The following is a 25,228-nucleotide window of genomic DNA, read 5'->3' on the forward strand; positions in this document are numbered from 1 at the left end:
AAGCGTGTTAGCGCCATGCATTCGCAAACCGTGAAGTTGGGTTTGCAAAGGCCGAAAGCGAACGGCGGCCCCGAAGGACCGCCGCCGCATGTTTGCAAAGATCAGCCGTAATGGGCGACCGGCGTTCCGGCCAGCACGCTCATGTTCAGCAGGCCGCGCGTCGTGATCGAGGGAGTCACGATATGGGCGCGGTTGCCCATGCCCATCAGGATCGGCCCGACCTCGAGCCCGCCTGCCTTCATCTTCAGCGCGTTGCGCACGCCCGAGGCCGCGTCGGCATTGCCGAAGACCAGGATGTTCGCCACGCCCTCCAGCCGCGATCCGGGGAAGATGCGGTTGCGGATGTCGGGGTCCAGCGCGCTGTCCACATGCATTTCGCCGTCATACATGAAGTCCGGCTCTCGGGCGTCCAGCAGGGCCATCGCCTCGCGCATCTTGCGGCCGCTGTCGCTATCCAGGTTGCCGAACTGCGAATGGCTGCACAGCGCGACGCGGGGCGTCAGGCCGAAGCGACGGACATGGCGTGCGGCACCGCAGACGGTCTCGGCGATCTGTTCCGGCGTCGGGTCCTGGTGGACCTGCGTGTCCGCGATGAACAGCGGACCGTCCTCGAGGATGATCATCGACAGCGCGCCCTGCGGACGCAGGCCGCCACGGGCCAGGATCTCGCGGACATAGCGCAGGTGCCAGCTGTACTGCCCGAAGGTGCCGCAGATCAGGCTGTCGGCCTCTCCGCGGTGGACCATGACGGCACCGATCGCGGTGGTGTTGGTGCGCATGATCGCCCGCGCGATGTCGGGGCTGACGCCCTGGCGCGCCATCAGCGTGTGATAGGTTTCCCAATAGTCGCGATAGCGCGGATCGTTCTCCGGGTTCACGATCTCGAAGTCGCGTTCGGGGCGGATGGGCAGGCCCGCGCGTTCGGCGCGCATGGCGATGACCTCGGGGCGGCCGATCAGGATGGGAACGTCCGTGGTCTCTTCCAGCATGGCGTTCGCGGCGCGCAGGACACGCTCGTCCTCGCCCTCGGCGAAGGCGATGCGACGGGTCGCGGTCGCGGCGGCGTCGAAGACCGGGCGCATGATCATGGCCGAGCGGAAGACCGAACTGTCGAGCTTCTGCTTGTAGGCGGCCACATCCTCGAGCGGGCGGGTCGCGACGCCGCTGTCCATCGCGGCCTTGGCCACGGCGGTGCTGACGATGCCGACCAGGCGCGGGTCGAAGGGCTTCGGGATCAGGTAGTCGGCGCCGAAGGTCAGCGTCTCGCCGCGATAGGCGGCGGCGGCCTCGGCCGCGGTGGTCGCGCGGGCCAGTGCGGCGATGCCTTCGATGCAGGCGATCTTCATCTCGTCGTTGATCGTGGTCGCGCCCACGTCAAGCGCACCGCGGAAGATGAAGGGGAAGCACAGGACGTTGTTGACCTGGTTCGGGTAATCGCTGCGCCCGGTGGCGATGATCGCGTCGGGCGCGACCTCGCGGGCAAGGTCGGGCATGATCTCGGGCATGGGGTTGGCCAGCGCGAAGATGATGGGGCGCGACGCCATGCGGGCGACCATCTCGGGCTTGAGGACGCCGGGGCCGGAGAGGCCCAGGAACAGGTCCGCGCCGTCGATCACCTCGTCCAGGGTCCGCTTGTCGGTCGCCTGCGCATAGGCGGCCTTCTGCGGGTTCATGTCTTCCTGGCGGCCCTCGTGGACCAGGCCGTGGATGTCGCACAGCCAGACGTTCTCACGCTTGACGCCCAGCTTCAGCAGCATGTCGAGGCAGGCGATGCCCGCCGCCCCGCCGCCCGTGGACACGATCTTGATATCCTCGAACTTCTTGCCGGCGATGCGCAGCGCGTTGGTGGCTGCCGCGCCCACGACGATGGCGGTGCCGTGCTGGTCGTCGTGGAAGACGGGGATGTTCATCTTCTCGCGGCAGATCTTCTCGACGATGAAGCAGTCCGGCGCCTTGATGTCCTCCAGGTTGATCGCCCCGAAGGTCGGCTCCAGCGAGCACACGATCTCGGCCAGCTTCTCGGGGTCGGGCTGGTCCACCTCGATGTCGAAGCAGTCGATATTGGCGAATTTCTTGAAGAGGACGGCCTTGCCCTCCATCACCGGCTTGGATGCCAGCGCGCCGATATTGCCAAGCCCCAGCACCGCGGTGCCGTTGCTGACCACCGCGACCAGGTTGCCGCGGCTGGTATAGCGTGCGGCGGTCGAGGGGTCGGCCTTGATCTCGACGCAGGCCTCGGCCACGCCGGGCGAATAGGCGCGCGAGAGGTCGCGCCCGTTTGCAAGCGGCTTCGTCGCGCGGATCTCCAGCTTACCCGGTCGCGGGAATTCGTGATAATCCAGCGCTGCCTGTCGCGCCTTGTCCTGCCTGCGGTCTTCCATTTCTGCCTCCGGTTCCGGAATTGGTTGACCGTTAAATCATTTCGACGGCCAAGAACAGCGGCCTTGCACCCATCCGCACGCGGGCGCAGAAAAGAGGGCAGGATTTTCAGGAAGGCCCCGGCATGAGCAACGATCTGGTCGATACCGCGCGCGACGTGCGCGAAAGGGCATACGCCCCCTATTCGCGCTTCAAGGTGGGGGCCGCCGTGCGCTGCGCCGACGGGTCCGTCCACGCGGGCTGCAATGTCGAGAACGTCGCATATCCCGAGGGCACCTGCGCCGAGGCCGGCGCCATCGCCGCCATGATCGCCGCCGGCCAGACGCGCCTGACCGAGGTCGCCGTCATCGCCGACAGCCCCGCGCCCGTGCCCCCCTGCGGCGGCTGCCGCCAGAAGCTGGCCGAGTTCGGCGATGCCGACACGCCCGTCACGCTGGCGACCACGGATGGCGTCGTGTTCCACACGACCATCGGCGACCTGCTGCCCGGTCGATTCGACGCGGGCCACATGGCGCGCACATGACCGACCCCAGGCCGGTGATCGCGTCCCTGCGAAACGGGCGGGGACTGGACGGCCCGGGCGCCGCGCTGATCGCGCAGGGCCTGGCCGACGGGTCGGTCAGCGACGCGCAGGCGGGCGCCTTCGCGATGGCCGTGCTGACGCGCGGGACGGGCGATGCTGGGCGCGTGGCGCTGACGCGCGCGATGCGCGATTCGGGCGACGTGCTGCACTGGGATCTGCCGGGTCCGGTCGTGGACAAGCATTCGACCGGGGGCATCGGGGACACGACCAGCCTGATCCTTGCGCCGCTGCTGGCGGCTGCGGGGGTCTTCGTGCCGATGATCTCGGGGCGGGGGCTGGGCCATACGGGCGGCACGCTGGACAAGCTGGAGGCCATCCCCGGCTTCCTCTGCGACCAGCCCGAGGACGCGTTCCGCCGCATCGTGGCGCAGGACGGCTGCGCCATCGTGGCGGCGACCGGCGATGTCGCGCCCGCGGACCGCAGGCTCTATGCCATTCGCGACGAAAGCGGGACGGTCGAATCCATCGACCTGATCACCGCCTCGATCCTGTCGAAGAAGCTGGCGGCCGGGATCGACGCGCTGGTGCTGGACGTGAAGGCCGGTTCCGGCGCCTTCATGCGCGAGGATGGCGGCGCGCAGCGGCTGGCGCAGGCGCTGGTATCGACCGCGAACGGGGCGGGGTGCCGTTGTTCGGCGCTGATCACCGACATGGACCAGCCGCTGGCCCGTTCGGCGGGCAATGCCGTCGAGGTGCACGAGGCGATCCGCGTGCTTCGGGGCGAACGCGGCCCCCTGCGCGACCTGGCGCTGGCGCTGGCTGCGGAATGCCTGTCGCTTGCCGGGCGTCCGGCGGATGCGCTGGAGGGGCTTCTGGATGGCGGCGCGGCGGCCGAGATCTTCGGTCGGATGGTCGCAGCCCAGGGCGGTCCTGCCGATCTGGTCGAGCGGCCCGATGCCCATCTGCCGCAGGCCCCCGTCATCCGCCCGGTTCCGGCACCCGCAGGACGTGTCGGACATATCGACGTGACCGCGCTCGGCCATGCCGTCGTGGCCCTTGGCGGCGGTCGCGTCCGCAAGGACGAGGCGATCGACCATGCCGTCGGCCTGACCGCCCTTGCGAAGCTGGGCGAGGAGATCGGCCCCGACCGTCCGCTTGCCATGGTCCACGCCGCCGACGACACCGCGGCCGAGGTCGCCATCGCCGCCGTGCAGGCGGCCTATGGCGCGGGCGACGGCGAACCCGGACCCCTCGTCCGCGAAAGGATCACCGCATGAGCCGCGCCTTCCTGATCGTGATGGACAGCGTGGGCATCGGCGGTGCGCCCGATGCCGACCGCTTCTTCAACGAGGGGCTGCCCGATACCGGGGCGAACACTGTCGGCCATATCGCGCAGGCGCAGGGGCTGGCGATGCCGAACCTTGGGCGGCTGGGCCTCGGGTCCGCCGTGCGGCTGGCATCGGGGCTGGACGCGCCGGGGCTGGGTGGCGAACCGCAGGGCCTGTGGGGTGCCGCGACCGAGGTCTCGAACGGCAAGGACACGCCTTCGGGCCATTGGGAGATCGCGGGCGTTCCCGTTCCCTGGGACTGGCACTATTTCCCCGACACGAACCCCGCCTTCCCCCCCGAGGTGACCGCCCGCATCTGCGAGATCGCGGGCACGGACGGCATCCTTGCGAATTGCCATGCCTCGGGCACGCAGGTGATCGAGGATTTCGGGGCCGAGCATCTGCGGACGGGACGGCCCATCTGCTATACCTCGGTCGACAGCGTGCTGCAGATCGCCGCGCACGAGGAGGCCTTCGGGCTGGACCGCCTGATCGCGCTGTGCGAGGGGCTGGCCCCCATGCTGCACCGGATGCGGCTCGGCCGCGTCATCGCGCGACCCTTCCTTGGCGATGCGCCGGGCAATTTCCAGCGCACGCCGAACCGCCGCGATTTCGCCATCGCGCCGCCCGCGCGGACGATCCTGGACATCGCCGCAGGGGCAGGGCGCGCGACCCATGCCATCGGCAAGATCGGCGACATCTTCAGCCATCGCGGCATCGCGCATCTGCACAAGGGCAAATCCGACGCGGATCTTGCGCGGCATCTGGTCCGCCTGGGGTCCGAGGCCGAGGAAGGCAGCCTGACCTTCGCCAATTTCGTCGAGTTCGACACGAATTACGGCCATAGGCGGGACGTTGCGGGCTATGCCCGGCAGTTGGAGTGGTTCGACGGCGTTGCGGGCCAGCTGATCGACGTGTTGCGCCCCGGCGACCTTGCGATCTTCACCGCCGATCACGGCAACGACCCGACATGGCGGGGTACCGATCACACCCGCGAACGCGTGCCCGTGCTGGGTCACGGCGTGGGGCCGCGCGCCGTGGGGCAGGTGGGCTTTGCCGATATCGGGGCCTCGGTCATGGCGCATCTGGGCCTGCCCGCGCCCGAACATGGAAGGAGCTTCCTGTGAAGAAGCTGGAACTGCACCTGCACCTGGAGGGCGCGGCCCCGCCCGCCTTCGTGCGCGACCTTGCCGCCCGCAAGTCCGAGGATGTGGGCGGCATCTTCGACGAACGGGGCAATTATGCCTATCGCGGCTTCGACGAATTCCTGCAGGTCTATGAGGCCGCGACCAGCGTGATCCGCGGACCCGAGGATTATGCCCGCCTGCTGGAGGTCGTGCTGGAGAACTGCGCCGAGAACGGCGTGATCTATGCCGAGCTGTTCGTCTCGCCCGAGTTCTGCGGGGGCGGCGACCTGGCCGCCTGGCGCGAGTATCTGCACGCGATGACCGAGATGGCCGCGAAGATGCGCGGGCAGGGGATCGACAGCCGCGCGATCCTGACCTCGATCCGGCATTTCGGCCCCGAACGGTCCAAGACCACCGCGATCTGCGCGGCAGAGACCGCGGGCGGCTGGGTCACCGGCTTCGGCATGGGCGGGGCCGAGGGCGTGGGCCGCGCGACCGATTACGCCTGGTCCTTCGACTGCGCCCGAGAGGCGGGCCTGGGTCTGACCTGCCACGCGGGCGAATGGGGCGGCCCCGACAGCATCCGCGACGCGCTGTCGCTTGGCTGCACGCGCATCGGCCACGGCGTCCGCGCGATCGAGGACAACGCGCTGGTCGACCGCCTGGCCGAGGATGGGATCACGCTGGAGGTCTGCCCGGGGTCCAACATCGCGCTCGGGGTCTATTCCCGGCTGCGCGACCACCCCATTGCGAAGTTGATCGAACGCGGCGTCCGCGTGACCGTGTCGACGGACGATCCGCCATTCTTCCACACCACCATGCGGCAGGAATACGACGCGCTGGCCCGGGTCTTCGACTTCGCCGAGCCGGAATTCGACCGCATCGCCCATTGGGCCATTGACGCCGCCTTCTGCGACGACGATACCCGCGCCCGCCTGCGAAAGGAGTTCTCGTGACCCAACCCCATCTGACCGTCGTCACCCACCCGCTTGTCCAGCACAAGCTGTCCGTCATGCGCCAGAAGGACCTGTCGACCGCCGGTTTCCGTCGCCTGCTGCGCGAAATCAGCCTGCTGCTGGCCTACGAGGTCACGCGAGAGCTGGAGCTGACGACCACCCGCGTCCAGACCCCCATCTGCGAGATGGACGCCCCCACGCTGGAGGGCAAGAAGCTTGCGCTCATCTCTATCCTGCGTGCGGGCAATGGCCTGCTGGACGGGATCCTGGAACTGATCCCCGGTGCGCGGGTCGGTTTCGTGGGCCTGTATCGCGACCCGGAGACGCTGAAGCCGGTCGAATATTACTGCAAGGTCCCGCGCGAGCTGGACGCCCGCATGACCATCGTGGTCGATCCGATGCTGGCCACGGGCAACAGCTCGGTCGCGGCCATCGACATGCTGAAGGAACGCGGCGCGAAGAACCTGCGCTTCCTGTGCCTGCTGGCCGCGCCGGAAGGCGTTGAGCGCATGCGCGAGGCCCATCCCGACGTTCCGATCTATACCGCCTCGCTGGACGAGAGGCTGGACGAGCATGGCTATGTCGTGCCGGGTCTTGGCGATGCGGGCGACCGGATGTTCGGCACGAAATAAGGCCGTCGTTAACCCCGCCTTCAATCCTGCCCCGCTAGAAGGGGCGGGAATTGCAGCGGGGATGAAAGATGGCGGTCTGGCGATACGGTTCGATCTGGCTTTGCCTTGTCGGGGTGGCAAGCGCCGCCCCGACGCCGCCCCCGCCCGCAGGTTTCGCGGGCGATCAGTATATCGACGCGCAGGGCTGCGTGTTCCAGCGTGCAGATACGGGCTGGACCGCGCGGCTTGACGGTGCGGGCACTGCCCTTTGCGGCTTTCCGCCCAGCATTGCGGCGACACGCGTGGCCGCCCCCGAACCCGATGCCGAGGCTGTCCTGGTCGAGAAGTTGACCGAAGGACTGCGCCCCGAGGAATTCGCGGCGGGCCCCAAGCCGACTGAACAGCGTCTGCCCCCTGCGCCTGCGCGTCATCCCGACCCGTTGCAGACGGCGATCGCGGGGGCCGTCGCGATTGATCCGGTCCTGCGCCAGAAGGCCGGGCTGTCCGGCCCGCAGGATCTGTGCGCCCGAATGGGCTATCGCCCGGATCCCGACGCGGTGGTGGGGCTTGGGCTATGCCCCGGAATGTCGGTGCCGAAGCCCGTTGCAGCGACCCCCGAACCCGCGCCAGCGCCTTCGCCCGCCGTCAGGCCGAAGCGACCCGCACCGCCCAAGCAGGCAACACCAGAGCCACCTGCAGCACGGCCGCGCCCACCCGGCGACCTGATCGCTGCCGGTGCCCGATATGTGCAGGTGGGGGCATTCGAGGATGCAGGCGCGGATGCCGCCCTGCGCCGCATCGCCGCGCAGGGGCATCCCACGGCGCAGATCAGACCGAATGGCGACAAGGGCCCGCGCATCGTCCTTGCGGGCCCCTTTGCGGATCGTGCGTCTCTGGCGGCGGCTCTGGCCGCCCTGCGCAGCGCGGGATTCGCGGGTGCCGTCGCGCGCTAGGCGCTGCGCACCGCGTCGATCATCCGGGCGACATTGTTGGGATCCGCGTCGGGCGTGATCCCGTGGCCCAGATTGAACACGTGCGGACCGTTGCGCAAGGCACGCGTGATGCGCTGCGCCTCGGCGACCAGTTCGGGGCCGCCGGTGACCATGTGCTGGGGGGCCATGTTGCCCTGCACGCAGATCTCGGGCTGGACATTGGCGGCAACCCATTCGGCCGAGACCGAATTGTCGGTCGCCACACAATCCGCACCGGTCGCCGCCGCGAACCCGACATAGCGGTCGCCAGCCTCGCGCGGGAAGGCGATGACGGGAACGCCGGGATGCCGCTCCTTCAGCGCCGCGATGATCCGCTTGGCCGGTGTCACGGCGAAATCGTCGAAATCGCGCCCCTTGAGGCTGCCCGCCCAGCTGTCGAACAGCTTGACCACTTCGGCCCCCGCGTCGATCTGCCGCGACAGGTATTCGACCGTCGCATCGGTGATCCGGTCGATGAGGGCGCTGAACGCCACGCGATCCGCATCCTTGAAAGCATGGGCGGGCCCCTGGTCCTTGGTGCCGCGACCCGCAACCATGTAGGTGGCAACCGTCCAAGGCGCGCCGGCAAAGCCGATCAACGCGGTCTCCTTGGGCAGTTCCCGCGACAGGATGCGCACCGTCTCATAGATCGGGTTCAGGCGTTCGTGGATCTCGTCCACGGGTTTCAGCTGCGCGACTTGTTCCGCCGAGGTGATCGTCGACAGGCGCGGCCCTTCGCCCGTCACGAACCACAGATCGGCGCCAAGCGCCTGTGGCACAAGCAGAATATCGGCAAAGAGGATTGCCGCGTCGAAGCCAAAGCGCCTGATCGGTTGCAGCGTGACCTCGGCCGCCAATTCCGGGTTGTAGCACAGCGACAGGAAGTCGCCCGCCTGCGCACGCGTCGCGCGGTATTCGGGCAGATAGCGACCGGCCTGGCGCATCATCCAGATCGGCGGGGTGTGAAGGGTCTCGCCCCGAAGGGCGCGCAGCAGAAGTTTGGTCATATGGCCTCCTGCTCGCCATCAAGGTCACGGGCAGCCCGTTGTCAACCCGCGCCCCGGCAGCTATGCCAGCGGCATGAACACGATGCCCGACCCCACCCGCCCCCTTAAGATCGGAACCCGCGGATCGATCCTTGCGCTTGCGCAGGCGTACGAGACGCGCGACCGTCTGATGGCCGCGCATGGCCTGACGGTCGATGCGTTCGAGATCGTCGTCATCAAGACCACGGGCGACCGCATCACCGACCGCGCGCTGCGCGAGATCGGCGGGAAGGGGTTGTTCACGCGCGAGATCGAGGAGGCCCTGACCGAGGGCGGGATCGACATCGCCGTGCACTCGATGAAGGACATGCCGACGCTGCAGCCCGATGGGTTGGTGATCGACTGCCTGCTGCCGCGAAACGACGTGCGCGATGCCTTCGTCAGCCTGAAGTACGACAGCATCGCCTCGCTGCCGAAGGGGGTCGTCGTGGGATCGTCCAGCCTGCGCCGTCGTGCGCAGCTGGCGCATCGTCGCCCCGACCTGCAGCTGGTGGAGTTCCGGGGCAACGTGCAGACGCGCCTGAAGAAGCTGGAAGATGGCGTAGCCGAAGCGACATTCCTTGCCATGGCCGGTCTGCGCCGCATGGACATGATCGGCGTGGCGCGCGGCGCTGTCGATCCGGACGAAATGCTGCCAGCCGTCGGGCAGGGCGCCATCGGGATCGAACGTCGCAAGGGTGACGATGCGGTTGCGGCGCTTCTTGCGCCGATCAACCACGTCGAGACGGCAGATCGTCTGCGTGCGGAACGGGCGTTCCTTGCACGCCTTGATGGTTCTTGCGAGACTCCGATTGCCGGTCTTGCCGATCTGGATGGCGACCGCCTGATCGTGCGCGGTGAAATCCTGCGTCCCGATGGAAGCGAGGTTCACGCAGCCACGCGCGAAGGCGCGATCGGCGATGGTGCAGCGATGGGTCAGGATCTGGCCGACGAGCTTCTGAAACGCGCCGGCCCCGGCTTCCTGACCCTGTAACCGGTCAATAGCTGCGGATGAGGCCCACCAGCCGTCCCTGGATGCGGACCCGATTCTCGGGCAGCATGCGGGTCTCGTATGCGGGGTTCGCGGCTTCGAGCGCGATCATCGAGCCGCGGCGGCGATAACGTTTCAACGTCGCCTCCTGATCGTCGATGAGGGCGACGATGATATCGCCATTCTCGGCCGTGTCTTGTTCGCGGATTACCACGACATCGCCGTCATTGATCCCGGCCTCGATCATCGAATCGCCGGTGACCTCCAGCGCATAGTGATGTTCGCGGCCGGCAAGCATCGTGCCCGGAACGGCCACGTGATGCGAGATCTCGGAAATGGCCTCGATCGGAACGCCTGCCGCGATGCGGCCCATCAACGGCAGTTGCACGGCGGGGCTGTCGACGACCGTCAAGGCACCGCGAGGGCGCGGCGGACGGGTATTCGAGATGACGCGAGGGGTGAAACCGCCCGACGCCTGATCCGACGACGCTTCGGCTTCGCTCAGATGCGCGAGGGCGTCGGGAAGGCGCAGCACCTCGAGCGCGCGGGCGCGGTGCGGAAGGCGGCGGATGAAGCCGCGTTCCTCCAGTGCGGTGACCAGCCGATGGATGCCGGACTTGGACCGCAGGTCCAGTGCATCCTTCATCTCGTCGAATGATGGCGGGACGCCGTCGCGCAACATGCGCCGTTGGATGAATTCCAGCAGTTGGATCTGCTTTTTGGTGAGCATGCCCGCCCTCGTCATCTATGTTCCGTTATTGTTCTAGCTCAGCCCGCGAATCGCGTCAATCAGAACAACATCGCAGGGTGAACAAAGAGTTAACGGTTGATCCTGACGACTTGGACCTGGCTTCCCTGCGCCCTTTCCGGATCATGCGCGGGGCGCAGCAGCAGAGCGTCCGCCTCGGCCATGATCGAAAGGCGTGCCGAGTCCTGATCGGCAAAGGGGGTCACCGTCAGCGCGCCGTCCACGGTCGCAAGCCGCGCCCGGAGGTAGTGCTGGCGCGGGCCCTCGGGGCCCAGATCCACACCCAGCCGGGCCGTTTCCGTACGCGCGACATCGGCAGATCCCTGCATCTTCCTGATCAGAGGTTGCACGAATATCATCCCACAAACCATTGCAGAAACAGGGTTTCCTGGCAGGCCCAACATCGCCAATTGCCCCATGCTGCCTGCCATCAGGGGTTTGCCCGGCCGCATGGCGATCTTGTAGAAGGCGCGTGTCATTCCCGCTTCGGCTGCGACCTTGCCGATCAAATCGTGATCGCCGACCGAGGCCCCGCCAATTGTTACCAGAAGGTCGGCACCCTCGGCCGCGCGAAAGGCTGCGTGCAGGCTTTCCTCGGTGTCGCGCGCGATGGGCAGGATCTGGGGCGTTCCGCCTGCCTCCTCGACAAGGGCCGCGATGGCAAGATCGTTCGAGCTGACGATCTGACCCGTGCCGACATCCTCTCCGGGTCGGACCAGCTCGTCGCCGCCTGCAAGGATGGCGACGCGGGGGCGTGCGGCGACCGTCACTTCGGGGATGTTCATCGCTGCAAGCAGGCCGATATCGGCAGCGTTCAGAACCCTGCCGGGGGCAATCGCGTCGCCCTTGGAAAAGTCGTTGCCGCGGGCGCGGATGTTGCTGCCGCGGGACCGGGTCTCGACACGGATCGTGTCGCCCTCGCGCAAGACGTTCTCCTGCAGCTCGACATGATCGAAGCCTTGCGGGACGGGCGCGCCGGTAAAGATGCGGATGGCGGTCCCATGAGCGGCCTCGCCCTGCCACGGATGGCCCGCAGCGCTGGTCCCGACGACCCGCAACGGCAGGGCAATGTCTTCGGCGCGCATCGCATAGCCGTCCATCGCGGAGGCGTCGAAGGGCGGCTGCGTCAGTCTCGCGACTGCGGGTTCCAGCAGGACCCGCCCGCGCGCCTGCGCAAGCGTCACCGTTTCGGGCCGAGGCGCGGTCGCCAGCGCAAGGACCTTGACCAGCGCCTCGTCGACCGAGATCACGGCGCGGCCTCGTAATCGCCCGACTTGCCGCCGGATTTCTGCAGCAGGCGGATGCCCTCGATCCGCATCGACTTCTCGGCGGCCTTCAGCATGTCATAGACGGTCAGGCAGGCGGTGCTGACGGCGGTCAGGGCCTCCATCTCGACGCCGGTGCGCCCGGTGGTCCGGACGGTCGCGGTGACGCGGATGCCGGGCAGCGCGTCGTCGGGCACAAGGTCCAGCGTCACCTTCGAGATCGGCAGCGGATGGCACAGCGGGATCAGGTCCGAGGTGCGCTTGGCCCCCATGATACCGGCCAGCCGTGCCACGCCCATCACGTCGCCCTTGGCCGCGCCACCCTTGGCAAGCGCCAGCGTTTCGGCGGACATGACGACATGGCCGGTGGCGACAGCCTCGCGCCGAGTCTCGTCCTTGTCGGACACATCGACCATGTGGGCCTGACCCTGCGCGTCGAAATGCGTCAGGCTCATGCCGGTACGTCCAGGATGGCGCGGGTCGCGGCGGCGACATCGTCCTGCCGCATCATGCTTTCGCCGATGAGGAAGCGGCGAGCGCCCACCTCCATCATCGCGCCAAGGTCGGCGGGCGTGAACAGCCCGCTCTCGCAGACCACGTCGCGATCCGCGGGTATGCGCGGCGCCAGTTCGCGCGTCACATCAAGTGTCACGTCGAAGGTCTTGAGATTGCGGTTGTTTATCCCGATCATGGGTGACTTCAGGCGCAGCGCGCGATCCAGTTCTTCGGCATTGTGCACCTCGATCAGGGCGTCCATGCCCCAATGGATCGCGGCATCCTCCAGCTCGGCGGCCAGGGCGTCGTCGACGGATGCCATGATGATCAGGATGCAATCGGCACCCCAGGCGCGGGCCTCGGCCACCTGGTAGGTGTCATAAAGGAAATCCTTGCGCAGCGCGGGCAGGTCGCAGGCGTCGCGCGCGGCGGTCAGGAACTCGGGCGCGCCCTGGAAGCTGGGACCGTCGGTCAGCACCGACAGGCAGGCGGCACCACCGGCCTGATAGGCGCGGGCCAGCGCGGGGGGATCGAAATCGGGCCGGATCAGGCCCTTGGACGGGCTGGCCTTCTTGATCTCGGCGATCAGCGCAGGGCCGGTCTTCGCCTTTTCCGTCAGCGCATCCGCGAAACCGCGCACAGGCGAGGCGGCACGTGCGGCGGCCTCTACCTCGGCCAGCGGGCGGGCGGCCTTGGCGGCGGCGATCTCTTGCAGCTTGTAGGCCTTGATCTTGTCCAGAATATCCATGGCCGTCTTCTATCCTTCCTGCGAGGGTGCGAAAAGTCCCCCGGTTCCGATCCAGTCTATGGCAGGTTCGTCCCGCGCGGTCAGCCAGTCGTTGACTCGGCTGAAGGGGCGGCTGCCGAAAAATCCCCGTCGTGCCGACAGGGGCGAGGGGTGCGCGGTCTCGATCAGCAGATCGACGTCGCGGGGCATACCCTTCAGCGCCTTCTGCGCATGCGCCCCCCAAAGGATGAACGCCACGGGGCGATGCGACTGCGCCAAGGCCACGGCCTGCCGCGCAAGGCCGTCCCAGCCCCATTTCGCATGGACGCCCGCCTGCCCGGGCAGCACGCTGAGCGAGGTGTTCAGCAGCAGCACGCCCTGGGCCGCCCAGTGCGACAGGTCGCCGTCATGCGGGCGGTCGCCAAGGTCATCGGCCATCTCGCGATAGATATTGGCCAGCGATCGCGGCAGCGCCGTTTCCGGCGTGACCGAGAAGGCAAGCCCGTTCGCATGGCCCGGCGTGGGATAAGGGTCCTGGCCCAGGATCACGACGCGGACATCCTGCGGCGGCAGTCCCTCGAGCGCGGCAAAGACGCGATCGGGTCCCGGCAGGAAATCGTCCGGGAGGCGATCGCGGATCGCGGGCCACGGGTCGTCGAAGAAGGGCAGGTCGGCCCAAGGCGCGGGCGGTCTCACGTTTCCGGTGCGCCCGTCACGTCGGACAGGGCCGCAAGCCGCGCCTTGGCGGCGCCGCTGTCGATGGCGGTCGCGGCCATCGCGGCACCCGCGCGCAGATCCTCCACCTTGCCTGCCACGAGCAGCGCGGCAGCCGCGTTCAGCAGCACCGCGTCGCGATAGGCGCCGGTCTCGCCGTCCAACAGCCTGCGGAAAGCGGCGGCGTTATAGGCAGGCTCTCCTCCGACGATGGCTTCGAAGGGGTGACGGGGCAGGCCGGCATCCTCGGGGGTGATCGTGAATTCGGCGATGCGGCCGTCCTTCAGCTCGCAGACCTTGCTGGGTTCCGCGATCGACAGCTCGTCCGTGCCGTCGCCGCCATGGACCAGCCAGGCCGCGTCGCTGCCCAGATCGCGCAGCACCTCGGCCATGGGGCGGATCCAGTCGGCGCTGAAGGCACCGGTCAGCTGCCGCCGCACCGATCCTGGATTGGTCAACGGTCCCAGCAGGTTGAAGACGGTCCGGGTCCCAAGCTCGGTCCGGGGCGGGCCGACATGGCGCATGGCGGGGTGGTGCATGGGCGCCATCATGAAGCAGATGCCCGCGCGGTTCAGCGCGTCCTGCGCGACCGTTGGGCCGCCCATGACGTTGATGCCCATCTGGGTCAGCGCATCCGCCGCGCCCGATTTCGACGACAGGTTCCGGTTGCCGTGCTTGGCGACGGGAACGCCCGCGCCCGCCACGACGAAGGCGGTCGCGGTCGAGATGTTCAGCGTGCCCTTGCCGTCGCCCCCGGTGCCGACGATGTCCATCGCGCCTGCGGGCGTCGTGATGCGGTTCATGCGGGCGCGCATGGCGCGCGCGGCGGCGGCGATCTCGTCCACGGTTTCGCCTCGGACGCGCAGAGCCATCAGCAGCCCGCCGATCTGGGCGGGGGTGGCCGCGCCGTCGAACAGGATCGAGAATGCCTGCTCGGCCTCGGGGCCGGTCAGGGGGCGGGTCGCGGCGATGCCGATCAGCGGCCGGATATCGGTCATGCCGCTTCCTTCGCGGCTTCGCAGCGGCGCAGGAAGTTGCGGATCATCTCGTGCCCGTTTTCGGATGCGATCGATTCGGGGTGGAACTGCACGCCCTCGATGGGCAGCGCCTCGTGGATCAGCCCCATGATCGTCCCGTCATCCGAGGTCGCGGTGACGCGCAAGCTGTTCGGCAGGCTTTCGGGTTCGACCGTCAGCGAGTGATAGCGCGTCGCGTTCATGGGCGAGGGCAGGCCCGCGAAGACGCCGGTGCCGTCATGGCTGATCGCATCGACCTTGCCATGCAGAATGCGGTTGGCGCGGACGACCTTGCCGCCAAAGGCCTCGCCGATGGCCTGGTGGCCCAGGCAGACGCCGAACAGCGGGATCTCGCGTTCGGCCGCGGCGCGGATCAGGTCGATGCAGATGCCCGCCTGCGCCGGATCGCAGGGCCCGGGCGAGATGACGATCCCGTCCGCGTTCATGGCCAGCGCCTCCTCGACGGTGATCTGGTCGTTGCGGCGCACGACGACCTCGGCCCCGGCCTCGCCCATGTAATGGACCAGGTTCCAGGTGAAGCTGTCGTAATTGTCGATCAGAAGGATCATGTCGGGCCACCTGTGGGCTTTGGGTCGTGCAGTGGGTCGCAGGGGCGGTTTCCCCCTGCTTCGGCGTCGGCTATAGATGTGGCAAAGCGCGACCGGGGGTCAAGACCGACGGCCCGGAAAACGTGCGTGATGACAGGCAGGGACGGCCCCATCGGGGGTTCGGACCGAAGCGAAGGCAGGGCGGAATGGCGACGGGTTTCGGAAAAGGGGCGTTTCACGGTGCGCTGATCGGCGTGGCGGGGCTGGTCGCGCTGTCGCTGGCAGCGCCGCTGGACCGACCGGCCCCTGAACAGCCCGACCCTGCACCGGCCGCCACGCCCGAGCCTGCGCCCCGCGATCCCGACGCCCCCGTCGCCGACGAGGTCGGCCTGCCGGTCGGGTCCGAGTTCGGACGCGGCGGCGATGTCGCGCCGCGTCTTCCGGCGCCCGTCGCCGAGACATCCCGTCAGTCCGAGCCGATGGCGGTGCGCGCGCCCGTGGCCGAGCCCGCGCCCGTCCGCGCACCCGTCGACAACGCCCGCCCGCAGACCCAGGGGCAGCCCGACGGGCCGGTCCAGTCCCGCCCCGACAGCGCCGAGATCGCCCCGCAGCTGGACCTGCCCGCAGCGCCGCAGGCCACGCGCACCGACGCCGCGGCCCCGCGCCCCCAGCAGGGCGCCGCGCCCGACAGTCTGCCCGAACGCCCTGCAACGGGCGACACCGCCCAGCCGCCCGCGCTGCCGTCGCCCGCGCTGGACCTGTCGCTTCCCGATCTCTCTGACCTGCCCGGAATGGAACAACGCTGATGCGCCCCCTCAATCCCGCCCTGACCCAGACCTTTGTGCCGCCCGTGATGGAGGCCCGCCGCTGGCTGGACGGCGTCAGCTTCACCCCCGAACGCCCGCTGATCAATGTCAGCCAGGCCGCCCCCGTCGCGCCCCCGCCCGAGGCGCTGCGCCGCGTCATCGCGGATGCCGCGCTGAACATGCCCGAGGCGCATCTTTACGGTCCGGTGATGGGCGATCCGGAATTGCGGCAGGCGGTCGCGGATGCGTTCTCGCTGCCCGGGGTCGCGCTGGACGCATCGCAGGTCGCGATCACGCAGGGCTGCAACCAGGCGTTCTGCGCCGCGATCGCGGCCCTTGCCGGTCCGGGGGACGAGGTGATCCTGCCGACGCCGTGGTATTTCAACCACAAGATGTGGCTGGACATGGCAGGCGTCCGCGCCGTCCCCTTGCCCTGCCGCGAAGGGATGCTGCCCGACCCCGACGAGGCCACGCGCCTGATCACCGAGCGCACGCGCGCCATCGTGCTGGTCACGCCCAACAACCCCACCGGCGCGGAATATCCGCAGGGGCTGGTCGCGGCTTTCCATGACGTGGCCAGTCGCGCGGGCCTGACGCTGATCGTGGACGAGACCTATCGCGATTTCGATTCGCGTCCCGGTCCGGTCCACGACCTTCGCGCCCGCGATGGCGGCCGTGTCGTGCAGCTCTACAGTTTCTCGAAGACCTACCGCCTGACGGGCCACCGGGTCGGCGCACTGATCGCGGATGCCGACTTCATGGTCGAGGTCGAGAAGTTTCTCGACACCGTCGCGATCTGCCCCAATCAGCTGGGCCAGATCGCGGCACTGTGGGGGATGCGAAACCTTGGCGACTGGGTGCAGGGCGAACGGGCCGAGATCCTTGCGCGCCGTGCCGCCACGATCGACATGCTGGGCGCGATCCCCGGCTGGACGCTGAAAAGCGCGGGCGCCTATTTCGCGTGGCTGGAACATCCCTTCGACGAGCCCTCGAACGAGCTGGCCCGCCGCATGGTCGCCGAGGCCGGTGTCCTTGCGCTGCCGGGCACCATGTTCGCCCCGGATGACGACCCGCAGGGCCCGCGCCATCTGCGCATCGCCTTCGCCAATGTCGACGTGGACGGGATCGGGATCCTGGCCGACCGGCTGGCCGCACTTGTGGCTGACGTGCCCGCGTCCTAAAGACAGCAGCGACAAGACCACGAGGAATGCCGACCATGCCCAATCTGCGCACCAAGGGGAAATCGTCCATCGTCTGGATCCTGATGGGTCTGATGGTGATGGGGCTGGGCGGCTTCGGCGTCACCAGCTTCTCGGGCGGGTCCACCCGCCTGGGCAAGGTCGGCGATACCGACATCACCGCCCAGGATTACGGTCGTGCCCTTCAGGCGCAGATCAACGCGATTTCCCAGCAAAGCGGCCAGCGCATCACCATGGCGCAGGCCCGCGAGATGGGCGTGCCGCAATCGGTCGTCCAGCAGCTGGTCTCGGCCGCGGCCCTGGCCGAAGAGGCGGGCCGCATCGGCGTGTCGGTCGGCGACAGCCAGGTCGCGCAGGCGATCCGCGGGCTGGGCGCCTTCCAGGGGCCGAACGGCGATTTCGACCGCACCGCCTATGGCCAGGTCCTCCAGCGCGAGGGCTATACCGAGAGCAGCTTCGAGGAACAGATCCGCGAGGACGAGGCCCGCCTGATCCTGCAGCGTGCCGTCGTGGGCGGCGTCGCGGCACCCGATGCGATGGTCGATCAGACCGCGCGCTGGATCCTGCAGACCCGCGACCTGTCCTGGGTCGAACTGACCGAGGCCGATCTGACCGAAGGCCTGGCGACCCCCGACGACGAGACGCTGCGCGCCTGGCACCAGGCCAATGCCGACCGCTTCACCGCCCCCGAGACGCGCAAGCTGACCTATGCCTGGGTCACGCCCGACCGGCTGGCCCCCGAGGTCGAACTGGACGAGGACGCCCTGCGCGCGACCTATGAACAGCATATCGACGAATACCAGCAGCCCGAGCGTCGCATCGTCAGCCGCCTCGTCTTCCCCTCGCAAGACGAGGCGGATGCCGCGCTTGCGCAGATCGAGGCAGGAGAGGCCGATTTCGACAGCTTCGTGGTGGCACGCGGCCTGACCGCCGAGGATGCAGATATGGGCGAGGTGACCGAGGCCCAGCTTGGCGCGAACGGCCCCGAGGTCTTCGCGCTGCAGGACACGGGCGTCGCAGGCCCGCTGCAGACCGATCTTGGCCCGGCGCTGTTCCAGGTGAACGCGATCCTCGACCCGATCGACATCCCGTTCGAGCAGGCGCAGGAGGATCTGCGCACCGAGGCCGCCATCGACCGCGCCGCGCGCCAGATCGCGACCCGCAGCCCGGATTACGAGGATCTTCTGGCCGGCGGCGTCCCGCTGGAGGAGATCGCCGAGGATACCGAGATGGAGCTGGGCCAGATCGACTGGACCGCCGAGCTGCAGCCCGAGGGCGGCAGCATCGCAGGCTATGACGGCTTCCGCGAGGTTGCCGCACAGATCACCGCAAGCGATTTCCCCGAACTGCACGAGCTGGCCGATGGCGGCGTCTTCGCGGCCCGCCTTGACGAGATCGTCCCGCCCTCGCTGATCCCCTTCGAGGAGGTCCGCGACGAGGTCGAGGCCGACTGGCGCCAGTCCGAGATGCACCGCCAGCTGCTGGCGCGGGCATCGGACCTGCGCCTTCAGGAAATGTCGGATGACGCGCCCGCATCGGTCGATGCCGAACCCGCCCAGCCGGCCCTTCAGGACGCCGCGCTGGACTGGACCGCCGAGACCGACCTGTCGCGCGACGCCTATCTTGGCGATCTGCCGCAGCAGATCCTGACGCAGGCATTCGATCTGGACGAGACCGGAGAGACCGAGGTCGTCGATGCGGGCGATCGCGTCTTCCTCGTGCGGCTGGACCAGGTGACCGAGGCCGACCTCTCCGACGACAACGCCGCAGGCATCCGCGACGCGCTGAGTGCGCGACTGAACCAGTCGCTGCAGGGCGATATCTTCGACTTCTATGCGCGCCACGTGCAGCGCAACCTGGATGTGACGGTCAACCAGCAGGCCGTCGAATCCGTCAATTCCCAGGTGCAGTGATGCAGATCCATCCCGAGTTTTCGGCCTTCGAGGCCGAGTGGAATGCCGGCCGCAACCAGCTTGTCACGATCAGCCTTGCGGCCGACCTGGACACGCCCGTCAGCCTGATGCTGAAACTGGCCGAGGCCGGACCCCAGAGCTTCATGCTGGAATCCGTGACCGGCGGCGAGGTTCGTGGCAGGTACTCGATCGTGGGGATGAAGCCCGACCTGGTGTGGCAGTGCCGCGACGGCAAGGCGCGCATCAATCGGCAGGCCCGCTTCTCGGACCAGTTCGAGGACGATCCGCGCCACGCTCTGGGCAGCCTACGCGCGCTGATCGCCGAAAGCCGGATCGAGAACATGCCGGACGGCGTGCCCCCGGTCGCGGCGGGGCTGTTCGGGTACCTGGGTTACGACATGATCCGGCTGGTCGAGAACCTGCCCGACGTGAACCCCGATCCGCTGGATCTGCCCGACGCGATCCTGATGCGCCCGTCCGTGGTGGCGGTGCTGGACGGGGTCAAGGGCGAGGTGACGCTCTGCGCACCCGCGTGGCATGACGGCGATGACAATGCCCGCGCCGCCTATGCCCGCGCCGCCGAGCGCGTGATGGAGGCGCTGCGGTCGCTAGACCGTCAGCCCTCGGAACCGCGCGCCTTGGGCGAGGACCGCCAGATCGGCGAGCCCGTGTCGAACTTCGCGAAGGCCGATTACCTGGGCGCGGTCGAGAAGGCCAAGGAATACATCCGAGCGGGGGACATCTTCCAGGTCGTCCCGTCGCAGCGCTGGAAGATGGACTTTCCGCTGCCGCCCTTCGCGCTCTATCGCAGCCTGCGCCGGACGAACCCGTCGCCCTTCATGTTCTACCTGAACATGGACGGCTTCCACATCGTCGGTGCCAGCCCCGAGATCCTCGTGCGCCTGCGAGAGGGAGAGGTGACGATCCGTCCCATCGCGGGCACGCGTCCGCGCGGTGCCGACGAGGCCGAGGATCGGGCGCTGGAAGAGGATCTGCTGTCGGACCAGAAGGAACTGGCCGAACATCTGATGCTGCTGGACCTGGGTCGCAACGACGTGGGGCGCGTCGCCCGCCCGGGCACCGTCCGCCCGACCGAGAAATTCGTGATCGAGCGTTACAGCCACGTCATGCATATCGTCTCGAACGTGGTGGGTGAGCTGCGCGAGGGCGAGGATGCGCTGTCGGCGCTGCTGGCCGGCCTGCCTGCGGGCACGGTCTCGGGCGCCCCGAAGGTCCGCGCGATGGAGATCATCGACGAGCTGGAGCCCGAGAAGCGCGGCGTCTATGGCGGCGCGGTCGGCTATTTCGCCGCCAATGGCGAGATGGACATGTGCATCGCCCTGCGCACCGGCGTCATCAAGGATGACAGCCTGTATATCCAGGCGGGCGGCGGCGTCGTCTATGACAGCGACCCCGAGGCCGAGTTCCAGGAGACGGTGAACAAGAGCCGCGCGCTGCAACGCGCCGCCGAAGGTGCGGCCCGCTTCGTGCGCGGCAACGGCTGACATGAAAAAGGCGGCCCGATGGGGCCGCCTTGTCTTGGATCGGTCCAAGGCAGATCAGTTCGCCGGAGTGGTCTCGGGCGCGTTCGGATCGTTGCCCGTCATGTCGCTCTCGGCTTCTTCCATGTTGGCCTCGGTGTCACCGGCCTCCATGTCGCCAGGCTCCATGTTCTCGCCGTCCATCGGGGCGGTCGGCTCGGCCATCGGATCCTCGCCCTCGGCGGCCATCGGATCAGCGGCCATCGGGTCGGCAGCCTCGTCGCCGCTCATGGCGTCGGTGGTTTCGGCCTCGGCTGCGGCCTGATCGCGGAAGACGTATTCCGGCGCGGCGTCGGCCTGTTCCTGCGTCAGCGTCGCGGTGATCTCCTGCGCGTCCGAGTTGACCGTCAGGTCGGTCCAGGGCAGGGCGATCTGCTTCTCGCCGATGCCGAGGAAGCCGCCGACACCGATGATCGCGGCCTTCATCTCGCCGGTGTCGCCGTCGATGATCAGGTCGTTGATCGCGCCGATATCGTCGCCTTCGGGCGAGGTGACGTTCGTGCCGGTGATCCAGTCGAGGCGCAGCTCGTTCTGGGCCTGCTCGACCTCGACCATCTCGGCGGCCTCGGCTGCGGCTGCTTCCTGCTCGGCTGCGGCGGCATCGGCCTCGGCGTCCGCAGCCATCGCGTCTTCGCCAGCCGGGTCGTTCGCCGGGTCGGTGGCCATCGGCTCGGTCTGGGTCATCGTGTCTTCTGCGGCGGGTTCGGTTGCCATGCTATCCTGAGCGTATGCGGCACCGAAGCCGATCGGCAGGACCAGGGCGGTCGTCATCAGAATGTTGCGCATGTCAATCTCCTTTTGACTGCGTGGCACGCTGCCACGTTGGATGAATGGACAATGCACAATCTGAAAGCACGGTTCCCATGACAAAGGGCACCGGTGGAAAGCCGCCGGTGCCCTGAAACCTTGTCGAAAGGTCCGTGATTCTCAGTCTTCGCCCCGGAAAGGCTGCACATACTGCAGCGCCATGTCCCAGGGGAAGAAGATCCAGGTGTCCTGGCTGACCTCGGTCACATAAGTGTGAACCTGCGGTTTTCCCTTCGGCTTCGCATAGACGGTGCCAAGATGCGCCTTGGGATACATCTGGCGGACCAGTTCCAGCGTGCGCCCGGAATCGACCAGGTCGTCGATGACGAGGATGCCTTCGCCGTCGCCCATCAGTTCGGGATCGGGCGATTTCAGGACCTTCAGACCGCCCTGTTCCTGCTTGTGATAGGATTTCACGCTGATCGTGTCGATCGTGCGGATGTCCAGTTCGCGCGCGACGATCATCGCGGGCACAAGGCCGCCGCGGGTGATCGCGACGACGGCGCGCCAGTCCTTGCCGTCAAGGCGCCACGCCAGGGCGCGCGCGTCGCGGTGCAGCTGGTCCCAGCTGACGTGAAAACCTTTTTCGTGGGGCAGGCGATCGTTCATCGTTCCCTTCCTTCAATTCTGGCCGGCGGGGCCTTCTCAGTGACGCAGGATCAGCGAGGCGCCGAGGGCGGCGATGGCCAGCCCCGCGCCGCGGTCGATCCAGAACTTGGCTGCGTGATAGCGTTTCCGGAGAACCGGCAGCGCCATGAGCAATGCAAGCGCGGTATAGAAGAAAAGCTCGACCGACAAGGCTGTCAGGTAGATCGCGCCCTTGTCCATCGGGGCAAGGAGGGCGGGAAAGATCGACAGCAGCACGGCCGAGTAGAAGAGCGCGGGCTTGGGGTTCGACATGTTCAGCGCGATGCCGCCCGCAAAGCCCATGCCGGGATTTCCGCCCTCGGGCAGGGGATCGGCGGCATGGCGCCACATCTTCAGCCCGATATGGATCAGGTAGGTACCGCCCGCCACCTTCATGGCGATCAGCGTCCAGGGGGCGATGCGGAACAGCGCCGTCAGGCCCAGCAGCGCAAAGAGGCACCAGAACGACGCCCCGAGCGCCAGCCCCCAGCCATAGGCCAGCGCCGACCTGCGCCCAAGCGAGAATGCCCCCTGGCTGACCGCGATCACGCCGGGACCCGGCGACAGGATCGCGGCCGTCAGGGTGGCCACGAACAGGGCCAGCTGATCAAGCGTGATATTCAGCATGGCCCCGCCGTCCTCAGTCCTTCTTGGTCGTGGCGATGTCGGGCGCGTCCACGGCCTTCATCCCCACCACGTGATAGCCCGCATCGACGTGATGCGTCTCGCCGGTGACACCCGAACCCAGGCGCGACAGCAGGTACAGCGCGGAGTTCCCGACGTCTTCCTGCGTGACATTGCGACGCAGCGGAGAGTTCAGCTCGTTCCACTTCATGATGTAGCGGAAATCGCCGATGCCCGATGCCGCCAGCGTCTTGATCGGGCCTGCGCTGATCGCGTTCACGCGGATGTCGTCCTTGCCGAAATCCTCGGCCAGGTAGCGGACGGACGCCTCGAGCGCGGCCTTGGCGACGCCCATGACGTTGTAATGCGGCATCACGCGTTCGGCACCGTAATAGGTCAGCGTCAGCATCGAGCCGCCATCCGTCATCATCGCGGCGGCGCGACGTGCGACGGCGGTGAAGCTGTAGACGGAAATATCCATCGTCATCAGGAAGTTCTCGCGCGTGGTCTCGGCATAGCGGCCGCGCAGCTGTTCCTTGTCCGAGAAGCCGATGGCGTGGACGAGGAAGTCGATCTTGCCCCATTTCTCGGACAGGGCCGCGAACAGCTGGTCGATCGACTCGCCGTCCGACACGTCGCAGGGCAGCACGGTATCCGAGCCCAGCTGGGCTGCCAGCGGGTCGACGCGCTTCTTGAGCGATTCACCCTGATAGCTGAAGGCAAGCTCGGCCCCCTCGGATGCAAGCGCCCTGGCGATGCCCCAGGCAATCGACTTGTCGTTGGCAAGCCCCATGATGAGGCCGCGCTTGCCGGCCATCAGGCCGCCCTTGTGATCGCTTGACATGTAATGTCCCCCGCGCTTTCAACCCAGTATCAGCGGTGATTAGGCCAACTGCCCTGCCGCATCAAGCACAAGGACCAGCGCCATGACCGACCGAGGCGGAATATTCGCGGGCGACGACCCCTTCGAGATCGTCCGTTCCTGGCTGCACGAGGCCGAGCAGTCCGAGCCGAACGACCCCAACGCCATCGCCCTTGCGACCTCTGACGCCACGGGAATGCCCGATGTGCGGATGGTCCTGCTGAAGGACGTGGACGGGCAGGGGGCGGATGGCAGCTTCGTCTTCTACACCAACTACGAAAGCGCGAAGGGCCTGCAACTGGCCGAGAATGCGCAGGCGGCCTTCGTGATGCACTGGAAGTCGCTGCGCCGCCAGATCCGCGTGCGCGGCCATGTCGAACGCGAAGAGGGTCCGCAGGCCGACGAATACTATGGCAGCCGCGCCCTGCAGAGCAGGCTGGGTGCCTGGGCCTCGCGGCAGTCGCGCCCGCTGGACAGCCGCACCAGCCTGATGGCCGATGTCGCCAAGGCCGGTCTGCGCCACGGAACGCAGCCCGAGCGGCCGCCCTTCTGGGGAGGTTTCAGGATTCGCCCGACCCAGATCGAGTTCTGGGCGGATGGCGCGTTCCGGCTTCATGACCGATTTGTGTGGACAAGAAACGGGCAATCCGAGTGGGAAATCAATCGATTGTGTCCGTGACGATCGGCGACATCACGCCACTATCGTTAAATATAGGAGGACAAGCGCTATCTCCGGCGGGTATGTTGTTGTGGAGAGTTAATACTGCGAATATTCTCTGTATCTTGATTGGTTCAATAGTGACTGTGGGAAAGCGATGACAGAAGACAGCGGCATGAAGCTGGTGACTGGTTTGGTGAAGTGGTTCGACCCCGCCAAAGGTTACGGTTTCATCCTCAACAGCGAAGGTGGGGCGGACATTTTGCTGCATGCGAATGTCCTGCGCAACTTCGGCCGCAGCTCGGTCGCGGACCAGTCCCGCGTGACCGTCAAGGTCCAGGACACGCAGCGCGGCGTCCAGGCCGCCGAGGTTCTGTCGATCGAACCGCCCGAGAGCGACGGCCAGCCCCCCATCGCCGATCTGGATGCCGAGGTGATCGAGCATCTGGACGCGCTGCCGCTGCGTCCGGCCCGCGTCAAGTGGTTCGACAAGGCCAAGGGCTTCGGCTTCGCCAACATCTTCGGCCACCCCGAGGACGTGTTCATCCATATCGAGGTGCTGCGTCACTCCGGTTTCTCGGACCTCGTGATCGGCGAGGCGATCTGCCTCCGTGTCGTCGAGGGTCCGCGCGGGCTGATGGCCGCGCAGATCGCGGCATGGGACCTGGCACTGCATGACCGGAACGAGGATGCGCAGGGTCAGCAGGATCTCGGCGCCGATCAATCCTATCTTGCCCATGTGGCCGAGTAAGGCCGCAGCGCTTCTT

The 25,228-nt window shown here is 67.6% G+C and carries 26 protein-coding genes; 13 read left to right on the forward strand and 13 right to left on the reverse strand.

Translation table 11 applies throughout. The features are described from left to right. Nucleotides 1–101: 101 nt before the first annotated feature. Nucleotides 102–2,381, reverse strand: a complete 2,280-nt coding sequence (locus tag QMZ16_RS07625; RefSeq protein ID WP_282602778.1) for an NADP-dependent malic enzyme — start codon at nucleotides 2,379–2,381, stop codon at nucleotides 102–104. 122 nt (nucleotides 2,382–2,503) lie between these two features. Between QMZ16_RS07625 and QMZ16_RS07630 the strand changes: the two genes are divergently transcribed. The 6 genes from QMZ16_RS07630 to QMZ16_RS07655 all read left to right on the forward strand — a co-directional run bounded on the left by QMZ16_RS07630 (nucleotide 2,504) and on the right by QMZ16_RS07655 (nucleotide 7,877). Further along, nucleotides 2,504–2,902 (forward strand): cytidine deaminase, encoded by a 399-nt coding sequence (locus QMZ16_RS07630; protein WP_022708029.1) that lies wholly within the window; start codon nucleotides 2,504–2,506, stop codon nucleotides 2,900–2,902. Further along, nucleotides 2,899–4,179, forward strand: a complete 1,281-nt coding sequence (locus QMZ16_RS07635; RefSeq protein ID WP_282602779.1) for a thymidine phosphorylase — start codon at nucleotides 2,899–2,901, stop codon at nucleotides 4,177–4,179. Before QMZ16_RS07630 ends, QMZ16_RS07635 begins: the two co-directional genes overlap by 4 nt. After that, nucleotides 4,176–5,357 (forward strand): phosphopentomutase, encoded by a 1,182-nt coding sequence (locus tag QMZ16_RS07640; RefSeq protein WP_282602780.1) that lies wholly within the window; start codon nucleotides 4,176–4,178, stop codon nucleotides 5,355–5,357. Before QMZ16_RS07635 ends, QMZ16_RS07640 begins: the two co-directional genes overlap by 4 nt. Next, nucleotides 5,354–6,313, forward strand: coding sequence for an adenosine deaminase (locus tag QMZ16_RS07645; RefSeq protein ID WP_282602781.1), 960 nt, complete (start codon nucleotides 5,354–5,356; stop codon nucleotides 6,311–6,313). The genes QMZ16_RS07640 and QMZ16_RS07645 overlap by 4 nt, the downstream gene beginning before the upstream one ends. Further along, the gene (gene upp / locus QMZ16_RS07650; protein WP_282602782.1) at nucleotides 6,310–6,945 is read left to right on the forward strand and encodes a uracil phosphoribosyltransferase; all 636 of its coding nucleotides are present in this window, start codon (nucleotides 6,310–6,312) and stop codon (nucleotides 6,943–6,945) included. The genes QMZ16_RS07645 and upp overlap by 4 nt, the downstream gene beginning before the upstream one ends. A 68-nt stretch (nucleotides 6,946–7,013) precedes the next feature. Then, nucleotides 7,014–7,877 (forward strand): SPOR domain-containing protein, encoded by an 864-nt coding sequence (locus QMZ16_RS07655; RefSeq protein ID WP_282602783.1) that lies wholly within the window; start codon nucleotides 7,014–7,016, stop codon nucleotides 7,875–7,877. Here QMZ16_RS07655 and hemE read toward each other — a convergent pair. After that, nucleotides 7,874–8,902, reverse strand: coding sequence for a uroporphyrinogen decarboxylase (hemE, locus tag QMZ16_RS07660; RefSeq protein ID WP_282602784.1), 1,029 nt, complete (start codon nucleotides 8,900–8,902; stop codon nucleotides 7,874–7,876). The two genes, QMZ16_RS07655 and hemE, sit on opposite strands and share 4 nt — an antisense overlap. A gap of 82 nt (nucleotides 8,903–8,984) precedes the next feature. Between hemE and hemC the strand changes: the two genes are divergently transcribed. After that, nucleotides 8,985–9,914, forward strand: a complete 930-nt coding sequence (gene hemC, locus QMZ16_RS07665) for a hydroxymethylbilane synthase (protein ID WP_282602785.1) — start codon at nucleotides 8,985–8,987, stop codon at nucleotides 9,912–9,914. Between the two features lie 4 nt (nucleotides 9,915–9,918). On the opposite strand, the gene lexA is transcribed toward hemC, so the two are convergent. From lexA to QMZ16_RS07700, 7 genes are all read right to left on the reverse strand, one after another. Next, the gene (gene lexA, locus QMZ16_RS07670) at nucleotides 9,919–10,641 is read right to left on the reverse strand and encodes a transcriptional repressor LexA (RefSeq protein ID WP_282602786.1); all 723 of its coding nucleotides are present in this window, start codon (nucleotides 10,639–10,641) and stop codon (nucleotides 9,919–9,921) included. A gap of 89 nt (nucleotides 10,642–10,730) precedes the next feature. Next, nucleotides 10,731–11,909 carry a gephyrin-like molybdotransferase Glp gene (gene glp, locus QMZ16_RS07675; protein WP_282602787.1) on the reverse strand — a complete coding sequence of 393 codons (1,179 nt, stop codon included), beginning with the start codon at nucleotides 11,907–11,909 and terminating at the stop codon, nucleotides 10,731–10,733. Next, a complete protein-coding gene (gene moaC / locus QMZ16_RS07680; RefSeq protein ID WP_282602788.1) occupies nucleotides 11,906–12,379 on the reverse strand; it encodes a cyclic pyranopterin monophosphate synthase MoaC in 474 nt (157 codons plus the stop codon). Before moaC ends, glp begins: the two co-directional genes overlap by 4 nt. Continuing rightward, nucleotides 12,376–13,167: an indole-3-glycerol phosphate synthase TrpC gene (gene trpC / locus QMZ16_RS07685; protein ID WP_282602789.1), complete on the reverse strand. Its 792-nt coding sequence runs from the start codon at nucleotides 13,165–13,167 to the stop codon at nucleotides 12,376–12,378. The genes moaC and trpC overlap by 4 nt, the downstream gene beginning before the upstream one ends. A 9-nt stretch (nucleotides 13,168–13,176) precedes the next feature. After that, on the reverse strand, nucleotides 13,177–13,842 hold the full coding sequence (locus tag QMZ16_RS07690) for a uracil-DNA glycosylase (protein ID WP_282602790.1): 666 nt from the start codon (nucleotides 13,840–13,842) through the stop codon (nucleotides 13,177–13,179). Continuing rightward, on the reverse strand, nucleotides 13,839–14,858 hold the full coding sequence (gene trpD, locus QMZ16_RS07695) for an anthranilate phosphoribosyltransferase (protein WP_282602791.1): 1,020 nt from the start codon (nucleotides 14,856–14,858) through the stop codon (nucleotides 13,839–13,841). Before trpD ends, QMZ16_RS07690 begins: the two co-directional genes overlap by 4 nt. Further along, nucleotides 14,855–15,445: an aminodeoxychorismate/anthranilate synthase component II gene (locus QMZ16_RS07700; RefSeq protein WP_282602792.1), complete on the reverse strand. Its 591-nt coding sequence runs from the start codon at nucleotides 15,443–15,445 to the stop codon at nucleotides 14,855–14,857. The genes trpD and QMZ16_RS07700 overlap by 4 nt, the downstream gene beginning before the upstream one ends. A 185-nt stretch (nucleotides 15,446–15,630) precedes the next feature. On the opposite strand from QMZ16_RS07700, the gene QMZ16_RS07705 reads away from it, so the two are divergent. Genes QMZ16_RS07705 through trpE form a run of 4 tightly spaced genes read left to right on the forward strand, consistent with a single transcriptional unit; the run spans nucleotide 15,631 to nucleotide 20,847 of the window. Beyond that, nucleotides 15,631–16,230: a hypothetical protein gene (locus QMZ16_RS07705; protein ID WP_282602793.1), complete on the forward strand. Its 600-nt coding sequence runs from the start codon at nucleotides 15,631–15,633 to the stop codon at nucleotides 16,228–16,230. Continuing rightward, complete coding sequence (locus tag QMZ16_RS07710; protein ID WP_282602853.1) at nucleotides 16,227–17,411, forward strand: aminotransferase; 1,185 nt, start codon at nucleotides 16,227–16,229, stop codon at nucleotides 17,409–17,411. Before QMZ16_RS07705 ends, QMZ16_RS07710 begins: the two co-directional genes overlap by 4 nt. A gap of 35 nt (nucleotides 17,412–17,446) precedes the next feature. After that, nucleotides 17,447–19,342 carry a SurA N-terminal domain-containing protein gene (locus tag QMZ16_RS07715; RefSeq protein ID WP_282602794.1) on the forward strand — a complete coding sequence of 632 codons (1,896 nt, stop codon included), beginning with the start codon at nucleotides 17,447–17,449 and terminating at the stop codon, nucleotides 19,340–19,342. Beyond that, entirely contained in the window at nucleotides 19,342–20,847 is a 1,506-nt protein-coding gene (gene trpE, locus QMZ16_RS07720) for an anthranilate synthase component I (protein WP_282602795.1), read from the forward strand. The genes QMZ16_RS07715 and trpE overlap by 1 nt, the downstream gene beginning before the upstream one ends. 54 nt (nucleotides 20,848–20,901) lie before the next feature. Here the strand turns inward: trpE and QMZ16_RS07725 are convergent, their stop codons facing one another. The 4 genes from QMZ16_RS07725 to fabI form a co-directional block, all read right to left on the reverse strand. After that, entirely contained in the window at nucleotides 20,902–21,669 is a 768-nt protein-coding gene (locus QMZ16_RS07725; RefSeq protein ID WP_282602796.1) for a PRC-barrel domain-containing protein, read from the reverse strand. 141 nt (nucleotides 21,670–21,810) lie between these two features. Next, on the reverse strand, nucleotides 21,811–22,299 hold the full coding sequence (gene gpt, locus QMZ16_RS07730; protein WP_022708009.1) for a xanthine phosphoribosyltransferase: 489 nt from the start codon (nucleotides 22,297–22,299) through the stop codon (nucleotides 21,811–21,813). A gap of 36 nt (nucleotides 22,300–22,335) precedes the next feature. Next, nucleotides 22,336–22,944 carry a LysE family translocator gene (locus QMZ16_RS07735; protein ID WP_282602797.1) on the reverse strand — a complete coding sequence of 203 codons (609 nt, stop codon included), beginning with the start codon at nucleotides 22,942–22,944 and terminating at the stop codon, nucleotides 22,336–22,338. Between the two features lie 13 nt (nucleotides 22,945–22,957). Beyond that, a complete protein-coding gene (fabI, locus tag QMZ16_RS07740; protein ID WP_282602798.1) occupies nucleotides 22,958–23,785 on the reverse strand; it encodes an enoyl-ACP reductase FabI in 828 nt (275 codons plus the stop codon). A gap of 82 nt (nucleotides 23,786–23,867) precedes the next feature. Here fabI and pdxH point away from each other — a divergent pair, with 82 nt between their 5' ends. Together pdxH and QMZ16_RS07750 are read left to right on the forward strand one after the other, a co-directional pair. After that, the gene (pdxH, locus tag QMZ16_RS07745) at nucleotides 23,868–24,482 is read left to right on the forward strand and encodes a pyridoxamine 5'-phosphate oxidase (RefSeq protein WP_282602799.1); all 615 of its coding nucleotides are present in this window, start codon (nucleotides 23,868–23,870) and stop codon (nucleotides 24,480–24,482) included. A gap of 154 nt (nucleotides 24,483–24,636) precedes the next feature. Then, nucleotides 24,637–25,212: a cold shock domain-containing protein gene (locus QMZ16_RS07750; protein ID WP_282602800.1), complete on the forward strand. Its 576-nt coding sequence runs from the start codon at nucleotides 24,637–24,639 to the stop codon at nucleotides 25,210–25,212. The last annotated feature ends 16 nt before the right edge of the window (nucleotides 25,213–25,228 follow it).

The organism is Paracoccus sp. PARArs4, from assembly GCF_947311865.1.
GTDB lineage: Bacteria > Pseudomonadota > Alphaproteobacteria > Rhodobacterales > Rhodobacteraceae > Paracoccus > Paracoccus zeaxanthinifaciens.

Excerpts from the sequence above, each read along its gene's own strand:
- QMZ16_RS07625 (WP_282602778.1), bottom strand. The coding sequence starts at position 2,381 with ATGGAAGACCGCAGGCAGGACAAGGCGCGACAGGCAGCGCTGGATTAT.
- QMZ16_RS07630 (WP_022708029.1), top strand. The coding sequence starts at position 2,504 with ATGAGCAACGATCTGGTCGATACCGCGCGCGACGTGCGCGAAAGGGCA.
- QMZ16_RS07635 (WP_282602779.1), top strand. The coding sequence starts at position 2,899 with ATGACCGACCCCAGGCCGGTGATCGCGTCCCTGCGAAACGGGCGGGGA.
- QMZ16_RS07640 (WP_282602780.1), top strand. The coding sequence starts at position 4,176 with ATGAGCCGCGCCTTCCTGATCGTGATGGACAGCGTGGGCATCGGCGGT.
- QMZ16_RS07655 (WP_282602783.1), top strand. The coding sequence starts at position 7,014 with ATGGCGGTCTGGCGATACGGTTCGATCTGGCTTTGCCTTGTCGGGGTG.
- hemE (WP_282602784.1), bottom strand. The coding sequence starts at position 8,902 with ATGACCAAACTTCTGCTGCGCGCCCTTCGGGGCGAGACCCTTCACACC.
- hemC (WP_282602785.1), top strand. The coding sequence starts at position 8,985 with ATGCCCGACCCCACCCGCCCCCTTAAGATCGGAACCCGCGGATCGATC.
- lexA (WP_282602786.1), bottom strand. The coding sequence starts at position 10,641 with ATGCTCACCAAAAAGCAGATCCAACTGCTGGAATTCATCCAACGGCGC.
- moaC (WP_282602788.1), bottom strand. The coding sequence starts at position 12,379 with ATGAGCCTGACGCATTTCGACGCGCAGGGTCAGGCCCACATGGTCGAT.
- trpC (WP_282602789.1), bottom strand. The coding sequence starts at position 13,167 with ATGGATATTCTGGACAAGATCAAGGCCTACAAGCTGCAAGAGATCGCC.
- trpD (WP_282602791.1), bottom strand. The coding sequence starts at position 14,858 with ATGACCGATATCCGGCCGCTGATCGGCATCGCCGCGACCCGCCCCCTG.
- QMZ16_RS07700 (WP_282602792.1), bottom strand. The coding sequence starts at position 15,445 with ATGATCCTTCTGATCGACAATTACGACAGCTTCACCTGGAACCTGGTC.
- QMZ16_RS07705 (WP_282602793.1), top strand. The coding sequence starts at position 15,631 with ATGGCGACGGGTTTCGGAAAAGGGGCGTTTCACGGTGCGCTGATCGGC.
- QMZ16_RS07715 (WP_282602794.1), top strand. The coding sequence starts at position 17,447 with ATGCCCAATCTGCGCACCAAGGGGAAATCGTCCATCGTCTGGATCCTG.
- trpE (WP_282602795.1), top strand. The coding sequence starts at position 19,342 with ATGCAGATCCATCCCGAGTTTTCGGCCTTCGAGGCCGAGTGGAATGCC.
- QMZ16_RS07725 (WP_282602796.1), bottom strand. The coding sequence starts at position 21,669 with ATGCGCAACATTCTGATGACGACCGCCCTGGTCCTGCCGATCGGCTTC.
- gpt (WP_022708009.1), bottom strand. The coding sequence starts at position 22,299 with ATGAACGATCGCCTGCCCCACGAAAAAGGTTTTCACGTCAGCTGGGAC.
- QMZ16_RS07735 (WP_282602797.1), bottom strand. The coding sequence starts at position 22,944 with ATGCTGAATATCACGCTTGATCAGCTGGCCCTGTTCGTGGCCACCCTG.
- fabI (WP_282602798.1), bottom strand. The coding sequence starts at position 23,785 with ATGTCAAGCGATCACAAGGGCGGCCTGATGGCCGGCAAGCGCGGCCTC.
- pdxH (WP_282602799.1), top strand. The coding sequence starts at position 23,868 with ATGACCGACCGAGGCGGAATATTCGCGGGCGACGACCCCTTCGAGATC.
- QMZ16_RS07750 (WP_282602800.1), top strand. The coding sequence starts at position 24,637 with ATGAAGCTGGTGACTGGTTTGGTGAAGTGGTTCGACCCCGCCAAAGGT.